At 64.0% G+C, this 21,620-nt stretch carries 25 protein-coding genes and 1 pseudogene; 11 read left to right on the forward strand and 15 right to left on the reverse strand.

Annotated elements, in window-relative coordinates:
• Nucleotides 1–17: 17 nt before the first annotated feature.
• A complete protein-coding gene (locus tag GJ630_RS07755; protein WP_191449661.1) occupies nucleotides 18–1,343 on the reverse strand; it encodes an extracellular solute-binding protein in 1,326 nt (441 codons plus the stop codon).
• 363 nt (nucleotides 1,344–1,706) lie between these two features.
• Here GJ630_RS07755 and GJ630_RS07760 point away from each other — a divergent pair, with 363 nt between their 5' ends.
• From GJ630_RS07760 to GJ630_RS07770, 3 genes are all read left to right on the forward strand, one after another.
• Nucleotides 1,707–2,921: a PQQ-binding-like beta-propeller repeat protein gene (locus tag GJ630_RS07760; RefSeq protein ID WP_064287501.1), complete on the forward strand. Its 1,215-nt coding sequence runs from the start codon at nucleotides 1,707–1,709 to the stop codon at nucleotides 2,919–2,921.
• Between the two features lie 42 nt (nucleotides 2,922–2,963).
• Entirely contained in the window at nucleotides 2,964–3,434 is a 471-nt protein-coding gene (locus tag GJ630_RS07765; protein WP_014039437.1) for a pyruvoyl-dependent arginine decarboxylase, read from the forward strand.
• Between the two features lie 84 nt (nucleotides 3,435–3,518).
• On the forward strand, nucleotides 3,519–3,872 hold the full coding sequence (locus tag GJ630_RS07770) for a DUF5811 family protein (RefSeq protein WP_004518427.1): 354 nt from the start codon (nucleotides 3,519–3,521) through the stop codon (nucleotides 3,870–3,872).
• A 56-nt stretch (nucleotides 3,873–3,928) separates the two neighbouring features.
• Here the strand turns inward: GJ630_RS07770 and GJ630_RS07775 are convergent, their stop codons facing one another.
• The 3 genes from GJ630_RS07775 to GJ630_RS07785 all read right to left on the reverse strand — a co-directional run bounded on the left by GJ630_RS07775 (nucleotide 3,929) and on the right by GJ630_RS07785 (nucleotide 6,621).
• Nucleotides 3,929–4,123, reverse strand: coding sequence for a hypothetical protein (locus tag GJ630_RS07775; RefSeq protein ID WP_007189199.1), 195 nt, complete (start codon nucleotides 4,121–4,123; stop codon nucleotides 3,929–3,931).
• Nucleotides 4,124–4,193: 70 nt separating this feature from the next.
• Nucleotides 4,194–5,999, reverse strand: a complete 1,806-nt coding sequence (gene infB / locus GJ630_RS07780) for a translation initiation factor IF-2 (RefSeq protein ID WP_058990875.1) — start codon at nucleotides 5,997–5,999, stop codon at nucleotides 4,194–4,196.
• 94 nt (nucleotides 6,000–6,093) lie between these two features.
• Nucleotides 6,094–6,621 (reverse strand): plastocyanin/azurin family copper-binding protein, encoded by a 528-nt coding sequence (locus GJ630_RS07785; RefSeq protein WP_129755980.1) that lies wholly within the window; start codon nucleotides 6,619–6,621, stop codon nucleotides 6,094–6,096.
• A gap of 176 nt (nucleotides 6,622–6,797) precedes the next feature.
• Between GJ630_RS07785 and GJ630_RS07790 the strand changes: the two genes are divergently transcribed.
• On the forward strand, nucleotides 6,798–7,037 hold the full coding sequence (locus tag GJ630_RS07790; protein WP_004518435.1) for a PRC-barrel domain-containing protein: 240 nt from the start codon (nucleotides 6,798–6,800) through the stop codon (nucleotides 7,035–7,037).
• Nucleotides 7,038–7,496, forward strand: coding sequence for an NOB1 family endonuclease (locus GJ630_RS07795; protein WP_014039441.1), 459 nt, complete (start codon nucleotides 7,038–7,040; stop codon nucleotides 7,494–7,496). It abuts the gene before it with no gap.
• Here GJ630_RS07795 and GJ630_RS07800 read toward each other — a convergent pair.
• From GJ630_RS07800 to GJ630_RS07810, 3 genes and pseudogenes are all read right to left on the reverse strand, one after another.
• Entirely contained in the window at nucleotides 7,493–7,639 is a 147-nt protein-coding gene (locus GJ630_RS07800; protein WP_050007795.1) for a CopG family transcriptional regulator, read from the reverse strand. The two genes, GJ630_RS07795 and GJ630_RS07800, sit on opposite strands and share 4 nt — an antisense overlap.
• Before the next feature lie 56 nt (nucleotides 7,640–7,695).
• On the reverse strand, nucleotides 7,696–8,838 hold the full coding sequence (locus tag GJ630_RS07805; protein ID WP_050037512.1) for a CPBP family intramembrane glutamic endopeptidase: 1,143 nt from the start codon (nucleotides 8,836–8,838) through the stop codon (nucleotides 7,696–7,698).
• 23 nt (nucleotides 8,839–8,861) lie between these two features.
• Nucleotides 8,862–10,171 (reverse strand): annotated as a pseudogene (locus tag GJ630_RS07810) (glucose-6-phosphate isomerase).
• Between the two features lie 126 nt (nucleotides 10,172–10,297).
• Between GJ630_RS07810 and GJ630_RS07815 the strand changes: the two are divergent.
• Both GJ630_RS07815 and GJ630_RS07820 read left to right on the forward strand, forming a co-directional pair.
• A complete protein-coding gene (locus GJ630_RS07815) occupies nucleotides 10,298–10,846 on the forward strand; it encodes a hypothetical protein (protein WP_014039445.1) in 549 nt (182 codons plus the stop codon).
• A 94-nt stretch (nucleotides 10,847–10,940) separates the two neighbouring features.
• Nucleotides 10,941–11,408, forward strand: coding sequence for a DUF5812 family protein (locus GJ630_RS07820; protein ID WP_014039446.1), 468 nt, complete (start codon nucleotides 10,941–10,943; stop codon nucleotides 11,406–11,408).
• A gap of 26 nt (nucleotides 11,409–11,434) precedes the next feature.
• On the opposite strand, the gene GJ630_RS07825 is transcribed toward GJ630_RS07820, so the two are convergent.
• Entirely contained in the window at nucleotides 11,435–11,749 is a 315-nt protein-coding gene (locus GJ630_RS07825) for a hypothetical protein (protein WP_014039447.1), read from the reverse strand.
• Nucleotides 11,750–11,850: 101 nt separating this feature from the next.
• Here GJ630_RS07825 and secF point away from each other — a divergent pair, with 101 nt between their 5' ends.
• Together secF and GJ630_RS07835 are read left to right on the forward strand one after the other, a co-directional pair.
• The gene (gene secF / locus GJ630_RS07830; protein WP_014039448.1) at nucleotides 11,851–12,738 is read left to right on the forward strand and encodes a protein translocase subunit SecF; all 888 of its coding nucleotides are present in this window, start codon (nucleotides 11,851–11,853) and stop codon (nucleotides 12,736–12,738) included.
• The gene (locus tag GJ630_RS07835) at nucleotides 12,735–14,369 is read left to right on the forward strand and encodes a preprotein translocase subunit SecD (RefSeq protein WP_129755985.1); all 1,635 of its coding nucleotides are present in this window, start codon (nucleotides 12,735–12,737) and stop codon (nucleotides 14,367–14,369) included. Before secF ends, GJ630_RS07835 begins: the two co-directional genes overlap by 4 nt.
• Nucleotides 14,370–14,424: 55 nt before the next feature.
• Here GJ630_RS07835 and rnhB read toward each other — a convergent pair whose 3' ends face one another.
• The 3 genes from rnhB to GJ630_RS07850 form a co-directional block, all read right to left on the reverse strand.
• Nucleotides 14,425–15,060 (reverse strand): ribonuclease HII, encoded by a 636-nt coding sequence (gene rnhB / locus GJ630_RS07840; protein ID WP_064287505.1) that lies wholly within the window; start codon nucleotides 15,058–15,060, stop codon nucleotides 14,425–14,427.
• Nucleotides 15,061–15,118: 58 nt separating this feature from the next.
• On the reverse strand, nucleotides 15,119–16,396 hold the full coding sequence (locus tag GJ630_RS07845) for a tRNA pseudouridine(54/55) synthase Pus10 (protein WP_191449662.1): 1,278 nt from the start codon (nucleotides 16,394–16,396) through the stop codon (nucleotides 15,119–15,121).
• A gap of 84 nt (nucleotides 16,397–16,480) precedes the next feature.
• Nucleotides 16,481–17,596: a mechanosensitive ion channel family protein gene (locus GJ630_RS07850; RefSeq protein WP_050037517.1), complete on the reverse strand. Its 1,116-nt coding sequence runs from the start codon at nucleotides 17,594–17,596 to the stop codon at nucleotides 16,481–16,483.
• An 89-nt stretch (nucleotides 17,597–17,685) separates the two neighbouring features.
• Between GJ630_RS07850 and GJ630_RS07855 the strand changes: the two genes are divergently transcribed.
• The gene (locus GJ630_RS07855; protein WP_050037518.1) at nucleotides 17,686–18,498 is read left to right on the forward strand and encodes an undecaprenyl-diphosphate phosphatase; all 813 of its coding nucleotides are present in this window, start codon (nucleotides 17,686–17,688) and stop codon (nucleotides 18,496–18,498) included.
• Nucleotides 18,499–18,513: 15 nt separating this feature from the next.
• Here the strand turns inward: GJ630_RS07855 and GJ630_RS07860 are convergent, their stop codons facing one another.
• On the reverse strand, nucleotides 18,514–19,119 hold the full coding sequence (locus GJ630_RS07860) for a DUF4382 domain-containing protein (protein WP_014039454.1): 606 nt from the start codon (nucleotides 19,117–19,119) through the stop codon (nucleotides 18,514–18,516).
• Between the two features lie 190 nt (nucleotides 19,120–19,309).
• Between GJ630_RS07860 and GJ630_RS07865 the strand changes: the two genes are divergently transcribed.
• Nucleotides 19,310–20,176, forward strand: a complete 867-nt coding sequence (locus GJ630_RS07865; RefSeq protein WP_008311015.1) for a CheF family chemotaxis protein — start codon at nucleotides 19,310–19,312, stop codon at nucleotides 20,174–20,176.
• Nucleotides 20,177–20,432: 256 nt separating this feature from the next.
• Here the strand turns inward: GJ630_RS07865 and GJ630_RS07870 are convergent, their stop codons facing one another.
• From GJ630_RS07870 to GJ630_RS07880, 3 genes are all read right to left on the reverse strand, one after another.
• The gene (locus GJ630_RS07870; protein WP_014039455.1) at nucleotides 20,433–20,657 is read right to left on the reverse strand and encodes a hypothetical protein; all 225 of its coding nucleotides are present in this window, start codon (nucleotides 20,655–20,657) and stop codon (nucleotides 20,433–20,435) included.
• Between the two features lie 215 nt (nucleotides 20,658–20,872).
• Complete coding sequence (locus GJ630_RS07875) at nucleotides 20,873–21,088, reverse strand: hypothetical protein (protein WP_014039456.1); 216 nt, start codon at nucleotides 21,086–21,088, stop codon at nucleotides 20,873–20,875.
• A gap of 54 nt (nucleotides 21,089–21,142) precedes the next feature.
• The gene (locus GJ630_RS07880) at nucleotides 21,143–21,616 is read right to left on the reverse strand and encodes a universal stress protein (protein WP_064287509.1); all 474 of its coding nucleotides are present in this window, start codon (nucleotides 21,614–21,616) and stop codon (nucleotides 21,143–21,145) included.
• Nucleotides 21,617–21,620 lie beyond the last annotated feature (4 nt).

Here is a 21,620-nt window from a genome sequence, read left to right on the forward strand (position 1 = left end):
ACCTTGGACTGTGCCGATCAGAGAAGGCCGATGTCCTGGTAGAGACGCTCGATGTTGCTGTAGGCGTCGTTGAGGGCTGCCTCGGGGTCTTTGTTACCGAGCAGCGCCGGCGTGAGCTGTTCGTTCAGGTAGTCGTCGACCTGCGGCTGGGCCATGTACGTCTCGCTTTTCGCGTTCTCGAGGTTGAACCGCATGTCTTCGAGCAGCCAGGACGGATACTCGTTTTGGATCTCCTCGTCGTCGTACACGTCGGGGACGACACAGGGGTTGCCCTCGACGAGCATGTTGTTCTTGCAGGACTCCCGCGTCGTCATGAAGCGGGCGAACTCCTTGGCTGCGTCCTTCCGTTCGGAGAACGCGGAGACGCTGATACCGTTCGTGTCTTGGAAGGTTGCTCGACTCTCCGGCCCTTTCGGCGGCTTGGCGCTGCCGATTCGGCCTTCGTCCCATTCATCGATGGCGCGGGCCCCGAGCGGCGTCCAGGATTCGACGGTCGCGTACTGGCCGGCAATGAAGTTGTCACCGATGCCACCCTCGCCGAGGCTGGACATCCCATCCGGCATGATACCGCGCTCGCGGAGTTCATTAAAGAACTCCAGTACCTCTTTGCCTTCCTCGACGAACACCGGCTCGTAGCTGTCGTTGAACAGCTGGCCGCCGGCCTGGTAGAGGAACTGCTTGAAACTGAATACGGACTTGCCGGCCCAGGTGAACGCGAACCCGGATTTGTCGCCCTGTGATAGCTGTTCGCCCTGACTCAGAACCTCATCCCAGGTGTCCGGCGGCGCATCGAAGCCCTGGTCGTTCAGGTACTGCTGGTCGTAAAGGTAGCTGCCCCACTTTCCGAACTCGGGTGCCATGTACGTCTGACCGTCGAACTGGACGAGGTCGTTCAGCGAGTCGGGGAACTTGCTCATGTGGTCGTTCCCGAGGCCGATCGGCTCGAGCCAGTCGGAGCTGACGAAGTCGGCCAGCCACCAGGTCGGCCCGTTGAAGGCGTCGACGGTACTGTCCTGGTTCCGCCAGATCGTCGTCAGGCTGGTCTTGAGGTTACTCCACGGGACCTCGTTGACTTCCACGGAGATGCCGGTCTCCTCTTCGAACCGATTGATGTTGTCCTCCGTCCCCGGGTCGAACTCCAGTGACCCGGCGTTGTAGAACACGATTTCGTCTGCCATCGTCTCCGAACCGGTGCCGGTCGTGGCACCGTCGGAGCTTTCGCCATCGGAGCCGTCCTCCGTGCTCGAATCGGAGCCGCCACTGCAGCCAGCGAGTGCTGCTGTCCCGATGACACCGGCGCTTTTGATGAACGTTCGACGAGTGCGCTTTGAATTCTTCTGCATGCAATCGCTCACCAGACAGCCGTAGATTATAAATCATGGGGGTAATTAAGAATGAATACCTATATCATAAATAATAGAATAAGCGCCTAAAATCAGATCTAGTAGTCTAAAACCGTCTCTGTGATATCAAGCGCTACATTCTACAATTATTTATATATAAAATTATATACTTTTGCGTGATTGATTTCGCTCACAAATCTGAATTATAGCATGTTTTGAACGGTCCGTTCACCGAATCGTGCAGGCCCGGTAACCGACTGAATCGGACTTCCGTCATTCGGTTCGGTATCGAGACGCCCGAAGGTCGCCTGTGGTCCGTGTGGCCCCACGCGATTTAAGCCACCCCGCCCGGTATCAGCGCCCGTGACAGAGCGCGGACGGACGCGGCGGGCGTTTTTGGGGACGCTCGCGGCAACGACGGTCGGGTCGGTCGCGGGGTGTCAGTCACAGTTCAATCCGCTCGCGTCGACGGCGCTTGACGAACACGCTGCCACGCAGTTCCGGCAGGGGCTCCTGAACCAGGGGTATCAGGACGTATCGGTTCCGGACGCTGTCGAGCGGGCCTGGGAACTCCCGGCCAACCGCGGGGACCACACCGCGGCAAAGGGGAGTCCCGCGCTGGCACCGACTGGCGACCTGATTCTGGCCGACGATACCGGCCGCGTGCGGGCCATCGCACCTGATGGCGAGGTCCAGTGGGCGACGACCATCACGCAGGCGACGCGCGGGAGCCACGGCACGCCGGCCATCGCCAACGACACCGTCTACATCGGGGCCTACGACGGCGCGCTGTCGGCGCTGGACCTCGAAACCGGAAAGCGGCGCTGGCGGACGGAACTCGGTGATGCCATCGGCGCAAGTCCGACCTACTACAACGGGTCGCTGTACGTCGCCGTCGAACACGCCGCACCGAGCGGGAGCGTCGTCGCTGTCAACGCCGCCACCGGCGACGTGCAGTGGCGCGACAGTCGACCGACCGACCATCCGCACTCGACAGTAGCGCTGGACCGCGAGCACGGCCGCCTGCTGTTTGGCTCCAACGATGGCTACTGCTACGCGTGGTCGTTCCCGGGCTTGGAACAGGTGTGGCGGTACGACACCGGCGGCGACGTGAAAGCCCCTCTCGCCGTCGCTGACGGGACAGCCATCGTGCCGTCGTGGGCCGAGACGGTCACCGCCGTCGACGTGACCGACGGCTCGGAGCAGTGGACCTTCGAGGCCGACGCCGACGTGATGTGTGCGCCGGCGGTCCACGACGGCACCGTCTACGTCGGCAGCCACGACGACCGGGTGTACGCGCTCGACCTCGAAAGCGGCGAGGAGCAGTGGCGCTACGACACTGGCGGGTGGATTATCGGGAGCGTTGTCGCCACCCGAGACCACGTCCTCGTCGGGTCCTACGACGGGCGACTGTACGCGCTGGAGCGGGACACCGGTGCAGTGGCCTGGACCACCGACAACCGCGGCCATGTGACGAGTGCTCCGCTGGTGACCGCCGACGCCATCTACTACGCGGAGCGTGCGGCCGAGGGCGACCCGAACCGACCGGGAATGTGCTACAGACTCGTTCCGGCATAACGAAGCGAAACCCCTTACCCCGCGGACCGTCGAGAATCGCCTATGAGTACCATCCGGGTCGTGTGGGGGACTGCGACCGGCCCGACCGCACTGGCCGCGTACGACGCGGCACTCGCCGAGGCGGGCGTCCACAACTACAACCTCATCTCGCTCTCGTCGGTCATTCCTACCGAGCCGGCTATCGAGGTGACAGGGACGGCACCGGATCTGGGGCCGCCCGGCGAAGCGCTAGAGGTCGTCCAGTCCTCGGCGACAGCCGAGCCCGGTGAGAGCGTGGCCGCTGGTATCGGCTGGGCCCGCAGCGAGGACGGGCCGGGCATCTTCTACGAGGTCGACGGCACCAGCGAGGACGCGGTCCGGATGGAAATCCGCGAAGGACTGGCCGCCGGCCGGGACCTCCGGGATTGGGAGTTCGTCGAGGAGAACGTGTACGTCGAGTCGGCGACTGACGATGCCCAATACGCCAGCGCCGTCGTGCTCGCCACCTACGGCGAGAGCCACCCCGTCGTGTAAGCGGCGTTGCACCGACGGTTCCGGTCAGAACTGTGTTCGACCCTGGGTTTTTAGTCCTCCCCCCCATAGAGACAGAGAACGTTCATGTACGGTAATACGTCGTTTGGTGGGGAGACGGAAGAAGTGACGCTGACCGCGGAACAGCGTGAGGAGCTCCGTCGGGACCTCTCGAGCGTCGCCGCCCGGACCCGCGAACTCCTGCCCGGCGAGTTCGTCGTCGGTTCGGAAATCAGCAACAGCACGACTGGACCGCGGGCCACAATCGCGGTCCAGCCGCCCGTCGGATCGGTCGTCAGCGCTGACTACACGCCGGAAGACCCGGAAAGCGCGAGCATCTCCGATGCCGAGCGCGACGACCTCGCGCAGGGCATCGCCGCCTCCGCCGCTCTGCAGGTCAAGCAAGTGATGGGCGACGACACGTCGCCGACAGCGCAGTAACAGTCGCTGCTCTCAGTTTTCTGCAGAACAGCCGTGGTGACGCGTAGTCGTTGCTATCAGTCGTGACCGCCGCTGGTGACCGGCGGGTCATAAAACAGTGCGTAGCCGATGGAGCCGGTCGCCGGGAGGCTGCCGGCACTCAGCGCCGTGACGAAACTAAGCGAGGTGACGACGGCACCGAGCGACGCCAGTAGCATCGAGAGGGCGATGCTGGCAAGCACGAGGTCAGGCATCGACAGGGACCCAGGCATTCGTGTCTGTATGGAGACACGCCTCCTAATTAAATATTATTACTCGCGCAAACAGCGCACCGAGTACCGCCTATTTGCCCCAGAAGGGGTCGCGATTCCGGTGTTTCTCCAGATACATCGACAGCGCCTCGCGTTCGTCGACGGAGATGTCTTCCTTGAGTTCCTGTTCGAGAATCTTCGCGTGTTTCTCCGGTATCTCCACCCAGAGGTCGTCGCCTTCCTCGACCTGGCGGCCGACGGTCGGCCCCTGAATCGAGACGGCCATGCGCTCGCCGGCGCGGGCCGAGTCGACGTCTTCGCCCTCGTCCTGAATCGTTTTGAGGGTCCCGACGCGGTTTGCCTCGCCGTTCTCCCACCTGACGACGTTGACGTTCCGACGGAGTTCACCTGAGAGGATTTCGACGCCGACGACGGCGGGGTCGGACTGGCGGAAGGTGTGGTCCTGCAGAATCCGGAACTTCGCCGGGCGGGTGATGTTCTCCAGAATCTGCTCCTGCTGGGCCTCCTCGATGGCGGTGACGTGGTCGTCGTAGGACTCGACGAGCTGGTAGATGACGTCGTCCTCGAACAGCTCCACGTCCTCCTGTTCGGCGAGGTCCCGAGCGTCGTCGAGCACCTCGACGCTGAACGCCAGAATCGCCTGATTGGTCGGCTCGCCGGCCGTTTCGGCGACTCGCACGTCCCGCGGTGCGACCGCGCCGACCTCGGCGCGCATGACGGGGATCTCTTCCTCTTCGAGGGTGCTTGAAAGCGCCTCCAGCGAGCCCAGCGTGTCGGCCTTGATGACGACCCCTTCTTCTTGGGTCGTCACCTCGATCTCGGCGAGTTCCTCCTCCACCTCGGCGATGACCTCGCTGCGGTCGCGGTCGCGGATGACGCGGATCGGCGCACCGGCCATCGCATCGCCGAGGTCCGGCGCGGCGATCTTGACGCCGTCGGCGGCGGCGACCTGCTCGACCTGTTCGAACTCCTGTTCGGTCCGGATCTCTTCGAGCGGGCGTGGCCGGAGCAGCGCGCGGACGTCAGTGACAATTGGCCCTTGAAGGCCGCCGACCACGATGGTGTCGTCGTTGCGGATGGTCCCGTCGTAGATGATGGCGTCGAGCGTCGTCCCGAAGCCCTGGGTGTCTTTCACTTCGAGGACGGTCCCGACACCGGGACCGCTGGTGTCGATCTCCATCTCCTCTTTCATGTACCGCTGGGACAGCCCCATCATCACCGTCAGCAGGTCGGGGATGCCCTCGCTGGTTTCGGCCGAGACCGGCACGACGCCGATGTTAGCCTGGAAGTTCTGGACGCGCCAGTACATGTCCGCCGAGAAGCCGTTGTCCGAGAGTTCGCCGATGATCTCGTACAGCTTCTCGTTGAGGTCGGACTGGACGCGGTCGGACTGGGCGTCCATCGTCTGCTGGACCGGCTGTCCCTCGTTGGGGTTCCAGCCGGGGACGGTGTCAATCTTGTTCGCGGCGACGATAAACGGCGTCTGGGTTCGCTTGAGGATGTCGATGGCCTCCAGCGTCTGTGGCTGGAAGCCGTCGTTGACGTCGACGACGAGGATGGCAATGTCGGCGAGCGCGCCGCCCCGGGAGCGAAGCGTCGAGAAGGAGTGGTGGCCCGGTGTGTCGATGAACAGCAGGCCGGGCAGGTCGAAGTCAGTCGGGTCGACCAGGTCACCGGCGATTTCGGAAATCACGTCCAGCGGGACGGCTGTCGCGCCGATGTGCTGCGTAATCGCGCCCGATTCGCCGGCGGTGACGGCCGAACCGCGGATCTTGTCGAGCAGGCTCGTCTTCCCGTGGTCGACGTGGCCCAAAACGGCGACGATGGGCGTCCGCAGGGTGTCGTCGGTGGCTGTGGTGGGGTCCGTGTCAGACATAGATGGCTCCAGAAGTTGTCAGAACCGAGTCGTCGGTGGCAGTTAAGTTCGTCGTCATCAGACGCGCGCGACCGAACGTAGGGCTAAGCGGGCGTCACTCGGTTACAGTGAACGACCCCGTCATGCCGACGCTCTGGTGGGGGACGCAGTGGTACTCGTACTCGCCGGGGACCTCGAACCGATAGGCGTACTCGTAGCCCGAACTGTACGTCGTCCCATCGTCGCCGGGCGTCCCCGACCAGTCGCTGTCTTCCGGCGTCGCGGTCGGTTTGACGTTGTGGCCGCCGGCCTTCCAGACCCACAGGACGGTGCTACCGGCCGGGACCTCGAAGGTTTCCGGATCGAAACTGAAGCTTCCCGGCGCGACGGCGACCTCCTGTTCGGCGTCCACCGGCGTTCCGGTCGGCGTGGGCGTCGCTGTCTCGGTCGGGGCGGCCGTAGCAGTCGGTGTCGGCGACTCAGTCGGAGTCGGTGTCGCCGTTTCAGTTGCCGTCGCGGTTCGAGTCGGCACTTCTGTGGCGGTGGCTGTCGGTGACGGTGTTCCGTCGCCACTACAGCCTGCCACGGTACCGATGACGGCGGCCGCGAGGCCCCCGAGAAACTGCCGCCTGTTACTGTCCATACGTCCCCATCGGCCGCCTCTCGCATAGGGTTGTGGCTCGCTGTAGATGCCCCGGGGCGTGGGACGGTCGAGGACGGCACCGTGACCGCCGAGACTGGTATCCATCCGTCCCCATCGCCGCTCACCTGTCGGACATCCCCGTGGCGTTTATGTAACCTCGTTCGGAACAAGGGGGTATGGCTGCAATACTCGCAGAAAACCTGTCGGGGAAAGACGTGATGGGGACTGACGGCGCGGAGATCGGCAGTCTCTACAACATCACGATGGACTTTTCGTCGGGCGCGCTGCACAACCTCGTTATCGACCCTGCGGAGTCGCTCCGCAACACGAACTTCGAGTACAGTGACCAGGGCCGCCTGCTTGTCCCGGTTGAGCGGGTCAAGGCGGTGAAAGACCACATGATCGTCAAACGCTAGATGTACGTTCTTGACTCCTCGGCATTTATCAACGAGTATCACACCGACGAGCAGATCGCAACGATTCCGCTCGTCAGAGAGGAACTGGAAGACGAGGCCGCCTATCGCTTCGACGCCCTCGAAGGCTCGGGCATGCACCTCCACATTCCCGAGGACAACACCGTCGAGCGCATCGAGCGCGCTGCCAGCGAAACCGGTGACCTCGCGGAACTCTCGGAAACCGACATCCGGCTGATCGCGGCCGCGTTCGAACTCGACAGTCGACTCGTCACAGACGACTACGCGATGCAGAACGTCGCGGAGAAACTCGACGTGAGCGTCGAGGTAATCGCCCGCGACGGTATCACCGAACAGCGGGACTGGCTGTTCCAGTGTGCCGGCTGCGGCCGTGAGTTCGACGAGAACCGCGACCGCTGTCCCATCTGTGGCAGCTCACTATCGCGGAAGAACCCGGCTTAGACGGTCTGTTCGTCCCGGGCTTCGAGTCCGAGCTCGACCAACTGTGAAAGCACTTCCTCCTCTGTGATGCCGTAGCGCCGCGCAAGCGTTTCGATGATCCGCGCTTGGTCGTCATCACAGACGATGGTGAACCGCCGAGCCATGCCATCGCCTACAACGGTAGTTCGCATAAATACCCGTCAGACAGCAGTCAGACGGCTCAAACTGCCGGATTTCCTGTAATCTCGATGTACAATGTGAGAAACTGGATGGCGTTGAACGCCCCGTGGATGAAGATCGGGACGAGCAGGTTCTCGGTCTTGAGATAGCTGAGGCCCAGCAGCGTCGACAGGACGAACACCAGTAACAGCGAGAGGGCGGTCTGTGTCGGCGTGCCAGCGGCGTACTGTCCGAAGTGGACGACGCCGAAGACGGCGCTCGTGAGTATAATCGCCTGCAGATCACTGAAATCGTCGTAGAGGTACTTCTGGATGATGTTTCGGTAGATGAACTCCTCGCTCGGCGCGATAGTGAGAAACGCCAGCGGCACCATCACAAGCAGGAACGACGGGTCTCTGTTGGCTAGCTCTTCGACGCTGCTCCGAGCCGCTTCGAGTCCGAGCGCCTGAATGAGGTAACTGAAGCCAAACAGCGCGACCATGAGGACGACGACGCCGCCGACGCCGTAGCCAACGTCGCGGAGACTGGGTCGCCGCAAATCGAGATCAGCCCAGGTCCGGTCTAGCCGGTTGGCGACGGCCGCCCCGAAACCAACGAAACCGACGCCGATACCGATAGTGAGCGTGATGTACACTGGGCCGGTGACGGTTCCGCCGTCGAGCGCCGCGGCGCTGACAAGCCCTGCGGCCGCGGCTCCGAGCACGACGAACTGGGCGAACAGCGTGCCCACGAGGAAGCCGGCCAGCCCGATTCCTGTCGCGACCGAGAGCGCTCTGGCGACCGTGTACAGCCGGTCGTTCGGCACGTCGGACGCCAGCGCCCAACCCAGCGCAATCGTCACGCAGCCGGCCAGCACCGTGAGATACACGGCGATTCCGACGGTCGCTTCGACGCCGGTACGGAACTCCGGTCCGAAGAAGGCGACGAGCGTCGCGAGCGTTGCGACGACGCTTGCGCCCGTCGCGCCCAGGCCCGCCTGTCGGCGGTCGAGTGCGCCGTGACGGACGAGTGAGAAGGCGAGCGCCGCGACGACGAAGCCGGCGACGGCTATCTGTCGGGCGGTGACCGGGCCGACCGTCGTCGCCGGTGTCATCCAGCTAACGACGCCGGTTTCCGTGGCGACGAGTACGACGAGACCGAGGCCAGCGGCGAGAACACCCCAGTTCGCGGCAGTGTCGTCCATTATCGGCAGTCCGTTGCGCCGGCCTAAAGGGACTCCGTTTCGCCGATCCGCAGCCGCTCGCGCTCGTCGATAACCGCCGTCTCGTCCGTCGTTTCGCCGCGGATGAGCGCCCGCGTGGCGTTTTTGCCCCACTCGACGGCCGGCTGGGTGAATGTCTCCACGTCCGCGAGTTCGCCGACGAGGACGCAGGCCGCCTCCATCGCGTACAGCAGTTCGCCGACGCTCTCTGCGTCGAGTCGGTCGATCTCTACTTCCAGCGCCGGCCGGTCAGCCGCCGGCAGGCTCGCCACCGTCGCTTCGTACTCGGCGTCGATGAGGCCGCCGAGGTCGGTTCCGGCGAGATACGAGAGGTCATCGTGGTCCGGGTCGGGAATCGCCACGTCGGCGCGCTCGCGCGGTCGGACGAACGTGACGACCTTGTCGCGGTGGCCGGCGCGGTACAGCTGGAGCTGGGAGTGCTGGTCGGTCGCGCCCAGCGCCCGCGCCGGCGTCTGGCCCCGCCCGTCCTTGCCCAGGCTCTCGGCCCAGAGCTGTGCGAACCACTCGCCGAAGGACTCCAGCCGCTCGCGTAGGGCATGAATGCGTTGACTTTCGTGCCCTCCTCTTCGAGTGCGTAGGCCATCGCGCCGTAGGCGTAGGCCGGCGAGTCATACAGCGACGGCGCGAGGTCGTCAGCCGCCTGCTGACCGCCGGCAAGCAGCCCCTCGATGTCGATGCCGAGGATGGCTGGCGGGACGAGCCCGACCGCCGAGAGCGCGCTGAAGCGGCCGGGGACGCCCTCGGGGACCGGCAGCGTCGGCAGGTCGTGCTGGTCAGCGAGCGCCCGGAGCGGGCCGGACTCGCCCGTGGTCACGACGATGCGCTCGGTCCAGTCGACGCCCCGGTCCTCGTAGGCCTCGCGGACGACGAGGAAGTTCGCCAGCGTCTCCGCCGTCGTCCCAGAACGCGAGACGACGTTGATGGCTGTGTCGGCGAGGGAGAGGCCGTCGAGCGTCCGCCGGACGTGCTCCGGGTCGACGTTGTCCAGCACGACGTGACTGCCCGGGTCCTCTGCCAGTGCCTCCGTGATGGTTTTCGCCCCCAGCGCGGAGCCACCGATCCCGACGGTGATGACTGACTCGGCGTCGGCGACTGGCGCGACGGCGTCGCGGATGGTCTCGGCGTCGGTTGCTTCGGGGAGGTTCAGCGACGCGTAGCCGAACTCGCCCTCCTCCCGTCCCTGCTTGATTCGCTCGTGGGCCGCGGCCACCCGCTCGTCCAGGTCGTCAAGTGTCGCCCGCTCGACGCCCGGGTCGGCGGCACTGGCAAGCGCGGCTCCGATATCGACGTGCATACTCGGGGTGTCGACGGGCGGGTACAAACAACTCCCGAAGGAGGCGGTGGGTAGCGGACGCGGGTCCGCTCTCACCGCCGGTCGGACAACACCGCGCTTAACCACGCGCTCGCCTAACCCATCGGCATGACAGACGCGACGGCAGAGCAGTCCGTCACAGCCGACGCCGACGACGACCGGCCCGAACCGTACAACGGCCTGCCGGGTGCGTTCCCCTACGCGTTCCGGGCCAGCGACTCGCTGCTGTTCAAAGCCTACGTCCCGGTTGCGCTGTTGCTGTCTGTGGCGATTACGCTCGTGTTCTCGTTCGGACTGATAACGCAACTCGCCGAAACCGGGAGCGTCCGCGGCGGCACGTTCACCTTTTCGCGGAGCTTCTTCCTGTTCATCGGACTGTTGCTGGTCGCGCCGCTGCTGGCCCCAGTGCTCTCCGTCGCGCGCCGCCACCGACGGACCGCGTCCTCGGTCGCCTACGACCGCGCCCTCGCGCTCTCGGCGTTCCTGTTCATCGGGTCGATATACCTCGCGCTGTTGACCTCAGCGCCGGCGGAACTTCGCGAGCCGACACAGAGCGCCGTCGTCGGGTTCTTCTACTCGCTGCCCCCGCTTGCGGGCCTGGCCCCGCCGCTGCTCGCGACGCTGGTGATCTATCTGACCCACCGGCTGCTGAAGTAGCGCTGCCGGCCCACAGCACCCACTCCTCCGAAGTGATACGACACACCGTCCCCGGGTCGAAACGGGCAAGAACGCCCGTGCCGAACGTATCTCTATGACAGCCACTGAAGGGACATTTCTGGTCACGAATGCTGATGACGCGTCGGCGACGCTTCGGAACGTCGCGGACTCGCAAGTGCTGACACTGTCGGACAACCCCGGCGTCGAGGCCGGCGAGGTCGTGGAGGGGACAGTCGAGCCGGAGCCGCCGATGGAGGTCACGTACACCGTCACTGAAGTCGCCGAGCGGCGACGCATTCCCGTCGAGACGGTCGACCTCGCGCCGACGGCGCAGACGACCGAAATCGCGGCCGAACAGGCCCCCGGCGAGCTAACGACGGTCGAACGCGCCGGCGAGGGCGAGGTTCACGTCCTGACGGTTCCGGACGACGAGACGGACGAGGCGGCGGCGGATGTCGTCGACGACGAGGCCACCCTCTCGCGGGCGGCCAGGCTCGGCGTCGACCGCGTCGAGGTTCGGACGGCAGAGGGCGTCGTCAGCGTGCGTTACCTGCCGGACTGACGCGTTCTCTCGTCCGCTCCAGTTTCCTATTCGGTCGGTCCGGCGGCGCTCTGGACCTGCCAGCCGCCGGCGATTCCGCAGGCCTCGCGCTCGGTGTAGACGAACGCGGTGTCTTCGGTCACCGCGGAGCCGCCGTCGACGGATTCGACCCGGAGCGGGAAATCTAGCGTGTCGCCACAGCAGCCAACGCCGACAAACTCTGTCCACACGTCGCCCGGTGTGGCGGTGTTGTGTGTCTTCCGGAGGTACGCGCGGAACGGCGACCCGTCTATTTTGTCGCGACCCCAGCCGCTGAGGTCCGCCGGATAGGAGAGTTCGACCCTGGTTGCGCTCTCGGGCATAGTCGGATATACGTGATAAACTGCCATAGATGTACGGCACGGCGGATGTCAGCGGCAGTGATTGAGAAGGCTTATTCGCCCCCGTCTCACACCGTTCCGTCATGTTCGAGTTCGAGGTCCCGGAAGTCGATTACACCCAGTATTCGAACCGCCAGCTGGTGGCGGTTCCGCTGGTGGTGCTTGCGCTCTCGCTCGCGGTCATCGGTGGCTGGTGGGCTGTCACCGGGGCACCAGTCGACCGGGGCATCGACTTTACTGGCGGGACGGAATTAACGATAGGGACAAACGCGACGCTCACAAACGAAGACATCAAAGCCACATTCGATGAGCCGGTTGTTTCGGTGCAGGGTATCACGACGACTTCGGAATCCACCTACGAGAATCAATATGTCGTCACGTTCGATAATTCGGCCAACGTGTCTTCGGTTCGGTCCGCTGCCCAGTCGGCAGAGGAACTGACGCTGTTGGGGAGCGGAACGACATCGCCGCTGTTTGGCGGGCAAAACCAGCGTCTCGCAGTCATCGGTGTCGGAGTTGCGTTCCTCGGGATGAGCCTGCTCGCCTTCGCCTTCTTCCGTACATTCGTCCCGAGTATCGCCATTGTTATTTCGGCGTTTTCCGACATCATGATTCCGCTCGCGATAATGAACCTCCTTGGAATCAAGCTTTCACTGGGAATCGTCGCAGCGTTCCTCATGCTGATCGGGTACTCTGTCGACTCGGATATTCTGTTGAATAACCATGTTCTCAGACGTTCAGGCGGGTTTTACGAATCGACGTACCGTGCGATGCGAACCGGTGTGACGATGACATTAACGTCTATTGCAGCGATGACCGTGATGGCGGTCACAGCGACACTATTCGGGATTGGCCTGATGGCCGATATCGGTCTGATACTGGTTCTCGGACTGACGGCAGACCTAATGAATACGTATTTACTCAACGTTACGCTGCTTCGCTGGTACAAATATGAGGGGGTAAACCGATGAGTACTCTTCGAGAAAATTGGCGAGTCGCTCTACTGGTCGTGCTTCTCCTGACCAGTGCTATCGCGCTATTCGTTCCCGGTGTCCCGCCGGGAACGAGTGCCGATGGACCGACCGACGAATCTGCCCCAGAAGCGGGCGAAGCCGAACAGTTGACAAACCTCAACTACGGTATTCAGCTCAGTGGCGGAACCCGACTTCGCGCCCCTATCGTCGGCATCACTGCCGAGAACGTCAACGTGACACAGGCGGATTCGACACAGCTTGAGCAAACAGTGGCCGACGAACTTGACCTCGACACGGTAGACGTCCGAGTCCGACCTATCACCTCCGAGCGAAGCACAGGGGCTGTGGAGGTCGTTACAAAGAACGTCACGCATCAAGAACTCCGAACGGCACTCGAGAACAACGGGTATCAGCCGACTACCGTACGTGACGGCGTGACCCAGGAGACGCGTCAACAGATGGTCGAAGCTGTTGACGAGAAACTCCGGACATCAGCGCTCAGCGGTGCGTCAGTCCAGATCGTCAACGTTCCCGGTGGCCAACACTTCGTCAGTATTACTGCCCCAGACCGGGACCGAGAAGAGCTCGTCGACCTGCTGAACGAGCGCGGGACCGTCAAAATATACGCCGTGTATCCCGGCGGTGAAAACGGGACCTTCGTCCGCGAAGAAGTGCTCAAGCGGTCTCAGATGAGTGATATCTCGGCTGCGGACAGGGAAGGCGTCGGTTGGGCTGTGTACATCACAGTCAGCCCGGATGCCGCCGACGAGTTCTCACAACGAATGGTCGATGCCGGGTTCGGCGACGGGGCTCCGTGTGGAAACTACAACCATTCGGATATTCAGCAAACGACTGCCGGTGGGTCGGCAGACCCAGCACTCGCAAACGACGAACCTGGCTGTCTGGTCCATACGTTAAACGGTGAGGTTGTCACAGCCCGGGGTGTGACGCCGGGCCTCGGCGAGAGCTTCGCCAGTGGCGAGTTCGCCAACGACCCTGTGTACGTGATGCAAACTGGAAGCTCGGAAAACCCCGCTGAGACGGCCAATAAAATCGAGCTGAACCTTCGTGCTGGACAGCTTCCGGCGCCGCTCGACCTCTCTGAAGACTCCGGCTCGTCGCTCGACCCGGCGCTTGCAGAGCGGTTCAAGCAGAATTCGCTGTTGACCGGATTGCTGGCTGTCCTCGCAGTCAGTCTCGTGGTCTACGTGCGATACAAACGGGTTGAGGTCGTCGTCCCGATGGTCGTCACGGCGCTGTCGGAGGTGTTCATCCTCCTCGGGTTCGTCGCCTTCGTCCAGTATCCGCTGAACCTCTCGCATCTGGCCGGGTTCATTGCGGTTATCGGCACGGGGGTGGACGACCTCATTATCATCGCTGACGAGATTCTCCAGCAGGGAGAGGTCGAGACGGGACGCGTGTTCCAGAGCCGCTTCCGCAAGGCGTTCTGGGTCATCGGCGCGGCCGCGGCGACGACCATCATGGCGATGAGTCCGCTGATGGTCCTACCACTCGGGGACCTTTCCGGGTTCGCCATTATCACCATCGTGGGCGTCCTCATCGGCGTACTCGTGACGCGCCCGGCCTACGGTGATATCCTGCGAAACCTCGTGCTGGACGAGGACTGAGCGGCTCTTGCTTTCTGACTGACACACCCCACGTTCGCTGTCGAACTGTTCCCGTTCAAAAGTCGCCCAGCGACGCCTGTTCTGCCGCCGCCAGCACGTCGTCACACGTCGACCACGAGCGGCGAGCACACGCCGGTAGCTCGCTGTGGCGGTCGACGTAGTCCGCCAGGAACGCCCGCGTCGTCGGGTCGCTGGGGTAGCCCGACCCCACATCGCCGTACTCCTCGGCTAGGTCCGCGACGTGTGTGTCGCGGGCGACCTTCGCAATAATTGAGGCCGCACCGACTAGCGAGTCCGTCTCGTCGGCTCCATGTTCCGCGGTTACAGCCACGTCGGTGTCGACCGCGTCCGCGACCCGACGACCGAACCGCGCCGCGTCGGTGTCGCCGGCGTCGACTGTGCCCGATAGACCGTCTCGGGCTACTGCCGATAGCGCCTCTGCCTGCCCGTCGACGGTCAGCGTGTTCATGTCCGTCCCGTCAGCGTCGATCCGTCCGACCGGAATCTCGGCGATACCGACAGCGTCGGCCGACTCGCGGATGTCGCCGGCCAGTCGCTCGCGGCGCTCCGGCCTGATGTCCTTCGAGTCGCCGACACCATCGGGTAGAGCCGCCGGGTCGGCCCGGACAGCGGCGGCGAACATCGACCCAAGAACCGGTCCTTTCCCGGCCTCGTCGACGCCGAATCGCATGGCTGGCACGTCGACGCCGGTGTAAAAACAGGTTCCGGTTGGACGGCGGCCCAGCGCGTTACTCTCTGAGGAACTCGTCTTTCGCGAACGGTTCGTCCTCGCCCTGCACGTCGATTACGTCGAGCGCCGTCACCACGGCGTTGGTCTCAAGCAGGCCGGCCAGGCTCGGCTCCGTGCGCCCCTCGTCGCTGGAGACGAGTTCCTTCACGTACAGGCCGCCCTCGCCGTGGATGCGGAGTTCGGCGTGACGGTCGTCGGTCAGTTCGCCCTCGGCGTCGTACACCGTCCGCGTCCGGGTGATGTCGGCCCGGCGGTGGGTGACCCGCTGGGGCGTCTCCTGCTGGATAGTCGTCCCGTCCAGTTCCGCCAGCGCGTCCTGCAGGGCGTCGGCCTCAACCGGCTCCCCGAACTCCACGTCCATGCGGTAGGTCTTCGATGCGTCCAGTTCCTTGACGCGCTCGACCATCTCGTGGGTCGCCGGGTGGAGGTCCGTCACCTCGACCTTCCCATCGGCGAAGGCGTTGATGTCGGCTTCGAGTTCGTCGGCGTCCACGTCGCGCTTGCGGGGTTCCATCACCTCGATGACGAACGGGCGGCCCGAATCGAGCATCCGGGCGTCGACGTCCTCGCGGCCGGCGCCGTGGAACACGGCCTCCTCGCCGTCCATCGCCTCGCGGACGACGGGCGCGGACAGTTGCTCGACGCTCTCGTCGTAGCGGTAGCCGCTGCCGCCACAGCCGTCGCAGGGCTCGCCCTGCCACAGTCCGGTCCCGTTGCAGTCGTTGCAGGGCCACTTCGTCTGGGGAATATCGCGTTCGAGCTTGCGGTAGCGGCCGTAGATGAACGCCGAGTTGACGTGCGTTTCTACCTCGTCCGTTGCGAGGTCGAGCGTAAGCTGGACCGCCGGACGGCCGAACTCGACCTCCGCACCGGTCAGGTCGCCGATCCGTTTTCCGACCTCGCGGTTGAGTTCGGTCTTCAGCGCTTCGCCGGCGTCGGGGTCTAGCCCGATGTCTTCCCGGAGCAGTTCGTCGTTCTCTTCGAGTAGTGGCGGCACCTTCGTCCCGACCTGGTAGGTGTCGAACTCGTAGCCGCGGACGGCGCTCGCGGCCTGTTCGGCCCACCAGTCGAAGCGGTCGCATTCGTTTTCACAGACCCAGCAGTCCTCGCCCGCCTCGAAGGGGTCGTCGTCTGCGAGCGCAACCGTCACCCGCAGGGCGTGGCCCCGTTCGGCGTTGGCCAGCCCGAAACTCCGGTCGGCGAAGAGTCGGCCGAGACAGGAATCACACAGCGGCCCGGTGGCAAGCGCCGCACGGGCGTCCTCAAGTATGCTCATTGCCTGAGCCGACGCGTCGCCACCGTAACTGCGTTTCGACCTCTCGGTCACCCGAGTCGGTCAGCCCTGCGACCTTGCCTGCGCTCACTTGCCAGCCATGCCGCCGTCGTCTGTGGCTTTGCCTTCCGACTGTGCTTGGTCGAACAGTTCGCCCGGAACCTCCTCGGCCGAGATGGAGATGGACCGCTGGGGGAACGGAATTCCGATGTCCTCAGCCTGGAACCGCTTGTAGATCGCGCTGTTGAGCTCGTGGGTCGCACGGGCTGTTAGGGCCGGGTTGCTGACCCAGCACAGGAGCTCGAAGTTCAGCGCGGAGTCGCCGAACTCCCGGAATCGGACCCGCGGATTCGGCCGTTCCTGCACGAGGTCTTCGGCCTCGGCTAGTTCCAGGAGAATCTCCTCGACGTGGTCGATATCCGTCCCGTAGGCGACGCCGACAGGCACGCGAATCCGGCGCTTGCGTCTCGGCGTCGACTCGTTGATGATGGCGGCATTGTTGAGCTTCGAGTTCGGCACAGTAACGAGGATGTCGTCGCGAGTACGGATGACTGTCGAGCGGACAGAGATGTCTTCGACGCGACCGCGCTCGCCGGTCTCCAGAACGACGAAATCGCCGACCGCGTACGTCCCGTCGAGATACAGCGACAGCGAGCCGAAGAAGTTCGCCAGCGTGTCTCGGGCCGCCAGCCCGACAATGATGCCCATAATCCCCGCCGAGGCAAGCAGTGGCGTCACGTCGATGTCCCAGAGGACCAGTAGGAGGAGGACGCCGCCGCCGGAGATGAGCGCGCTCCAGACGTTCTGGAGGATAGGGACCATCTGGCGGTCGATGTACGCCGAATCCGTCGCGATGGTTGATGCCTGGCGGCCGATACGCAGCAGAATCACCATCCAGACGATGACGACCAGCGAGAGCGTCCCGGCTTCCAGCGAGACGGCGACCGCCGGCCGGATGTCATAAATCTGTGCGCCAGCGTACGCGCCGCCGAGGCCGACTGTGACGTACACGGCGGTGTGGATTCCACGGAAGACGATGTCGTCGACGTCGCCCTCGATATGGGGTGTGACCCGTCTGAGCAGTCGGTCGCCGAGGACGCGGATGACCAGCGCGAGCGCGACTCCGCTGCCGACGAGCACGAGAAACCCCTGCCAGGCCGGTAGTCCCGACAGCAGGTCTACCACCCCGCTTCCCAGTTGCATACCCCCGTTTGGACACCAGCGCTATATATACTGCCACGTCGACGGCCCGAACCGAACGGCCTTTGTCCCGCGGCGTCCGCTCCGTGGGTATGAACCCGATTCTCGTCGCTATTCTGCTGGGCCTGCTGCAAGGGATACTGGAGTGGATTCCGGTCTCCAGCGAGGGCGGCGTCGCTCTCGCGTCGACGGTGGCCACTGGAGTCTCCCCGGCCGCCGCGACCCGTCTCGCGCTCTTTCTCCACGCCGGGACAGCGGTCGCGGCGACGGCCTACTACCGCACCGAAGTTCGAACCATCCTGCGTTCGATCCGAGAACTCTCCCGTCGCCCGTTCGCCGACGAGACGGCGGACCTCTCGTTTATCGTCATCGCGACGGCGGCGACCGCCGTCACCGGTCTTCCCGCGTATCTGGTGCTCGACGCGGCTGTCTCAAATCTTGAGGGCGGGCTCTTTCTGGCGCTGGTCGGCGGCCTGCTCGTCGTCACCGGTCTGCTCCAGCGCTTCGCCGCGGCGCTATCGCTTGGTGAGCGCGAGATTCCGGACGGGGTCGACGCCGTGCTGGTGGGCGTCCTGCAGGGCCTGGCTATCCTTCCCGGTGTCTCCCGGTCCGGGACGACGGTGAGTGCCCTGCTGCTCCGAGGCCACGAAGGCGAGTCGTCGCTTCGGCTCTCGTTTCTGCTGTCGATTCCGGCCGCGCTCGCCGCGAACGTACTGGTCCTCGTTGACGACGGCGTGCCGGCAATCGACCCGCTGCCGGCCGTTGTCGCCCTCGCTGTGAGTGCCGTGGTCGGCTACCTCACCGTCGATGCGCTGGTCCGCCTGGTGCGACAGGTCCCGTTCTGGGCGGTCTGTACGGTGTTTGGCGGGCTGGGCGTCGTCGGCGGGCTGCTCGTCGCGCTGTAGCGACCAGAGGGCGGCCTACTCCTCGTACTCGACTTCGGTGCCGCTGGCGACCGGCTGAAGGATGTACTCGCCTGTCTGGCCACGCTTGACCGGGGTGAAGTCGGCCGTGAACACGGTGCGGGTATCCGCGCGGATTTCGTACTCCTGCGTGAACTGTAGCGGCGCGTCGCCGGGCGTATCGACCGTCGCGTCACCGCCCTCTGCGAGCGTCCCGTCGACGCCTGTCACGTCGAGCTGGAGGAACTCGTAGGTGTCAACCTCGAGTTCGGTCTCGTCGACGAGCGAGGTGTTGCCGTCCTGCAACTGGACCAGGTCGGCTTCCTGGGCCTCGTCGAACTCGTGGTACTCGCGGGCGTCGCTCGTGTCCGCTGTCGTCGATTCTTCGGTCGCTGTGTCCTCCTCTGAGACTGGCTTTACCCAGATACCGGCCATCGTGATGACACACGATTCGAAATCAGCGATGTCGCCCGGCTGGTCGGTCACCTGTGTCGCGAGCGTGCCTGTTTCGGTACCGCTCCCGGAACAGCCGGCGAGGCCGACCGTGCTCGCTGCCGCGAGGCCGCCGGCGGCTTTCAGATAGTCGCGTCGAGACGTCGTTCCTGACTGCTGTGGATCGTGCATACACTTTTTTACAGCCGTCCCAGGGTAAAGGAGCCGGCAGATAGTCAGGCCGATTTCAGCCGAGTTTCGCCCGATTTGCCGGCAGTGAACGGTTTCTGGGTGACACAGACCGGGTGGTATCGACCAGTGCCGTGCTGGCGACGATGGAAGTTATTTATCCCTTGGCATCAAATCTGTAGTACCAGCGGCCATGAGTGGTGACGAACGCAAACTAGTCGACACATCGGGGGACTTCCAGTACGTCGTCCGCGATGGCGACACGGTGACCGACCCGAAGTGGCGTTCCTGTCGACTCATCGTCACCAACAAGCGACTCATTCTGGCGACGAACGGCTCGAAACAGCCTATTCCACACTCCAACATCACCCTCCCGTCGAACCCCGACGATCTGGTCCCCGACGGCGGGACCGGCGGTGCAACCGCGCTGGAGGTCGGCAACAACGTTCTGCTCGTCGACACGCCGAACCTGGACGACTTCGAGACGGAGTACGTCCGCGCCACGCTACAGGGCGAGGTCATCCTCGCGCGACAGCAGGCGGTCGTCGGCGGCGTCGTTCAGGAGGACGCCGAGTGGAGCAAGGCACGGTTTCAACTGGACGATGACATCATCCGCCTCCAGTTCCCCGGTGGCAAGAGTATGTCCTTCGAAATAGAGGACGTCGGAACTATCGAAACCGGGACCAGTACCGTGATGGGCCAGGAGCGGGAGGTCATCGAGGTCGAACACACTGACGACCAGGACCGCAGCGTCGAGACCCACATCTCGGGGATGGACCACCACACGCGGGCGCTGAAGACGCTGTTCACCCGCGTTATCGAGGACCGTGAGGACGATTACGAACTCTCGGAGATGGAGAGCCAGGTGTTGATGGCGCTGTACTCCGGTGTCTCTCCCTTCGAGATGTCTGATTTCGTCGGAACGACGCCCGACGAGGTCGAGGAAATCTATCAGAAACTGCTTGATATTGGGGCGGTTGACGAGGTCCGGGTTCGGACCGAGGTCGCGTTGAACGCGCAGGGGCGGAATATGGCGAGTGAGGCGATGAGTGAGAAATAGCGAGGGGCCGACCGGAGGGAAGGTCCTCGGATAGCGAACGAGGAACGCAGTGACTCGTGAGCGGCGTGGCGCTACGCGCCTCTGAACGATTTTCCCTGACGCCGAGCCAACAAAAGTCGGGCGAGGACCGATTCTGATCCGGGGCAGTGGAGCGGTACCGCCACTGCGACGCGTGGCTTGCCTCTAGCGGTGGTCGGGTTCCGATGTAGCCCAGTCAGTACAGCCGGACTCGTGCCCTGCTTCCGTCTCGCCGTTTTCACTCACGCAGGTACTCGACGTCCTCAGCTTCCGTCACCGACACCCCGTCCGGGAGGTCCGACTCCGGGACCGGCGTCAGGGTGAGGACTTCACCCGCCTCGGTCTGTACCCACTCCTGTCCTGTCGCTTGACTCCAATCGTGTGGTTCCCAGAACCCCGACTCAAAGCGCATCCAGATGTCGAGACCACTGTAGTACTCTCCCGTCGAACTTTCGTATATCATTGCTGAACTCCACAGCGTCTGCTGCCGTCGAAAGAGTCAATGCACCTACATGGTCTTATTAGTACCGGCGAGACCGAAATTCTACGGCCTTGAGAATAGAGGGGTGCTTGGATGGCCCGGGTACGGCGGTGATTCAGCCACTATACGTGTATGTTTCACAAACCCCTCGTGAACTGGCTGTGAATCCGTCGCCACCGTGAAAAACGGAGCCCGACCTACTGCTGTTCCATCGCCAGCTCAAGCGACCAGAAGAAACCGTAGTACGCGACGACGCCGCCGGCGAGCGTCAGATAGTAGACCCACTGCGGAGCCGACAGCAGGTCGAAGATGACGCTCACGGCGGTTACCCAGGCGATAGCGAACACGAGGTCGACGAACATCCCTCGCTTGTGGTCGCGGACGTGGTCGCGGAGGGTGTCGACGACGCTCATCGGCGGCCTCGCGAGGTCCGCAGCGATTGGTGTCGATTCAGTGCCATGGTACTGTCAGTCTTCAACGTCCGTCTCGCCGTGGACGTCGACGACGAGCACTGGCAGTCGCGTCCGGCGGAGCACTTTCTCCGTGACGCTGCCGAGGATGACGCGCTTCAGTCCCGAGCGGCCGTGGGACCCCATCACGACGAGGTCGATGTCGTTGTCCTCAACGAACTTCCGGATGGCGCGGGCCGGTTCGCCGGCGGTGATGTGCTCTTCGACTTCGAGGCCGTGTTCGGCGGCGCGGTCGCGGACGTAGCCGGTGGCGTCGTCGGCGTCTCGCTTTATGTCGGTCATCTCCTCCAGGTTCCCCTGGCGGATGCGGTCGACCTGCTCTGTCCCCAGCGAGTAGCTGGTGGCGTCGACGTCGACGACGTACAGCGCGTGGACCGTTGCGCCGTACTTCGAGGCGATGTCGACTGCCTGGTCGACCGCGTTTTCGGCGGTTTCGCTGCCGTCGGTCGGAACGAGAATGTTGTCGTACATGGGT

This window comes from Haloarcula sp. CBA1122 (genome assembly GCF_009741785.1).
Lineage (GTDB): Archaea > Halobacteriota > Halobacteria > Halobacteriales > Haloarculaceae > Haloarcula > Haloarcula hispanica.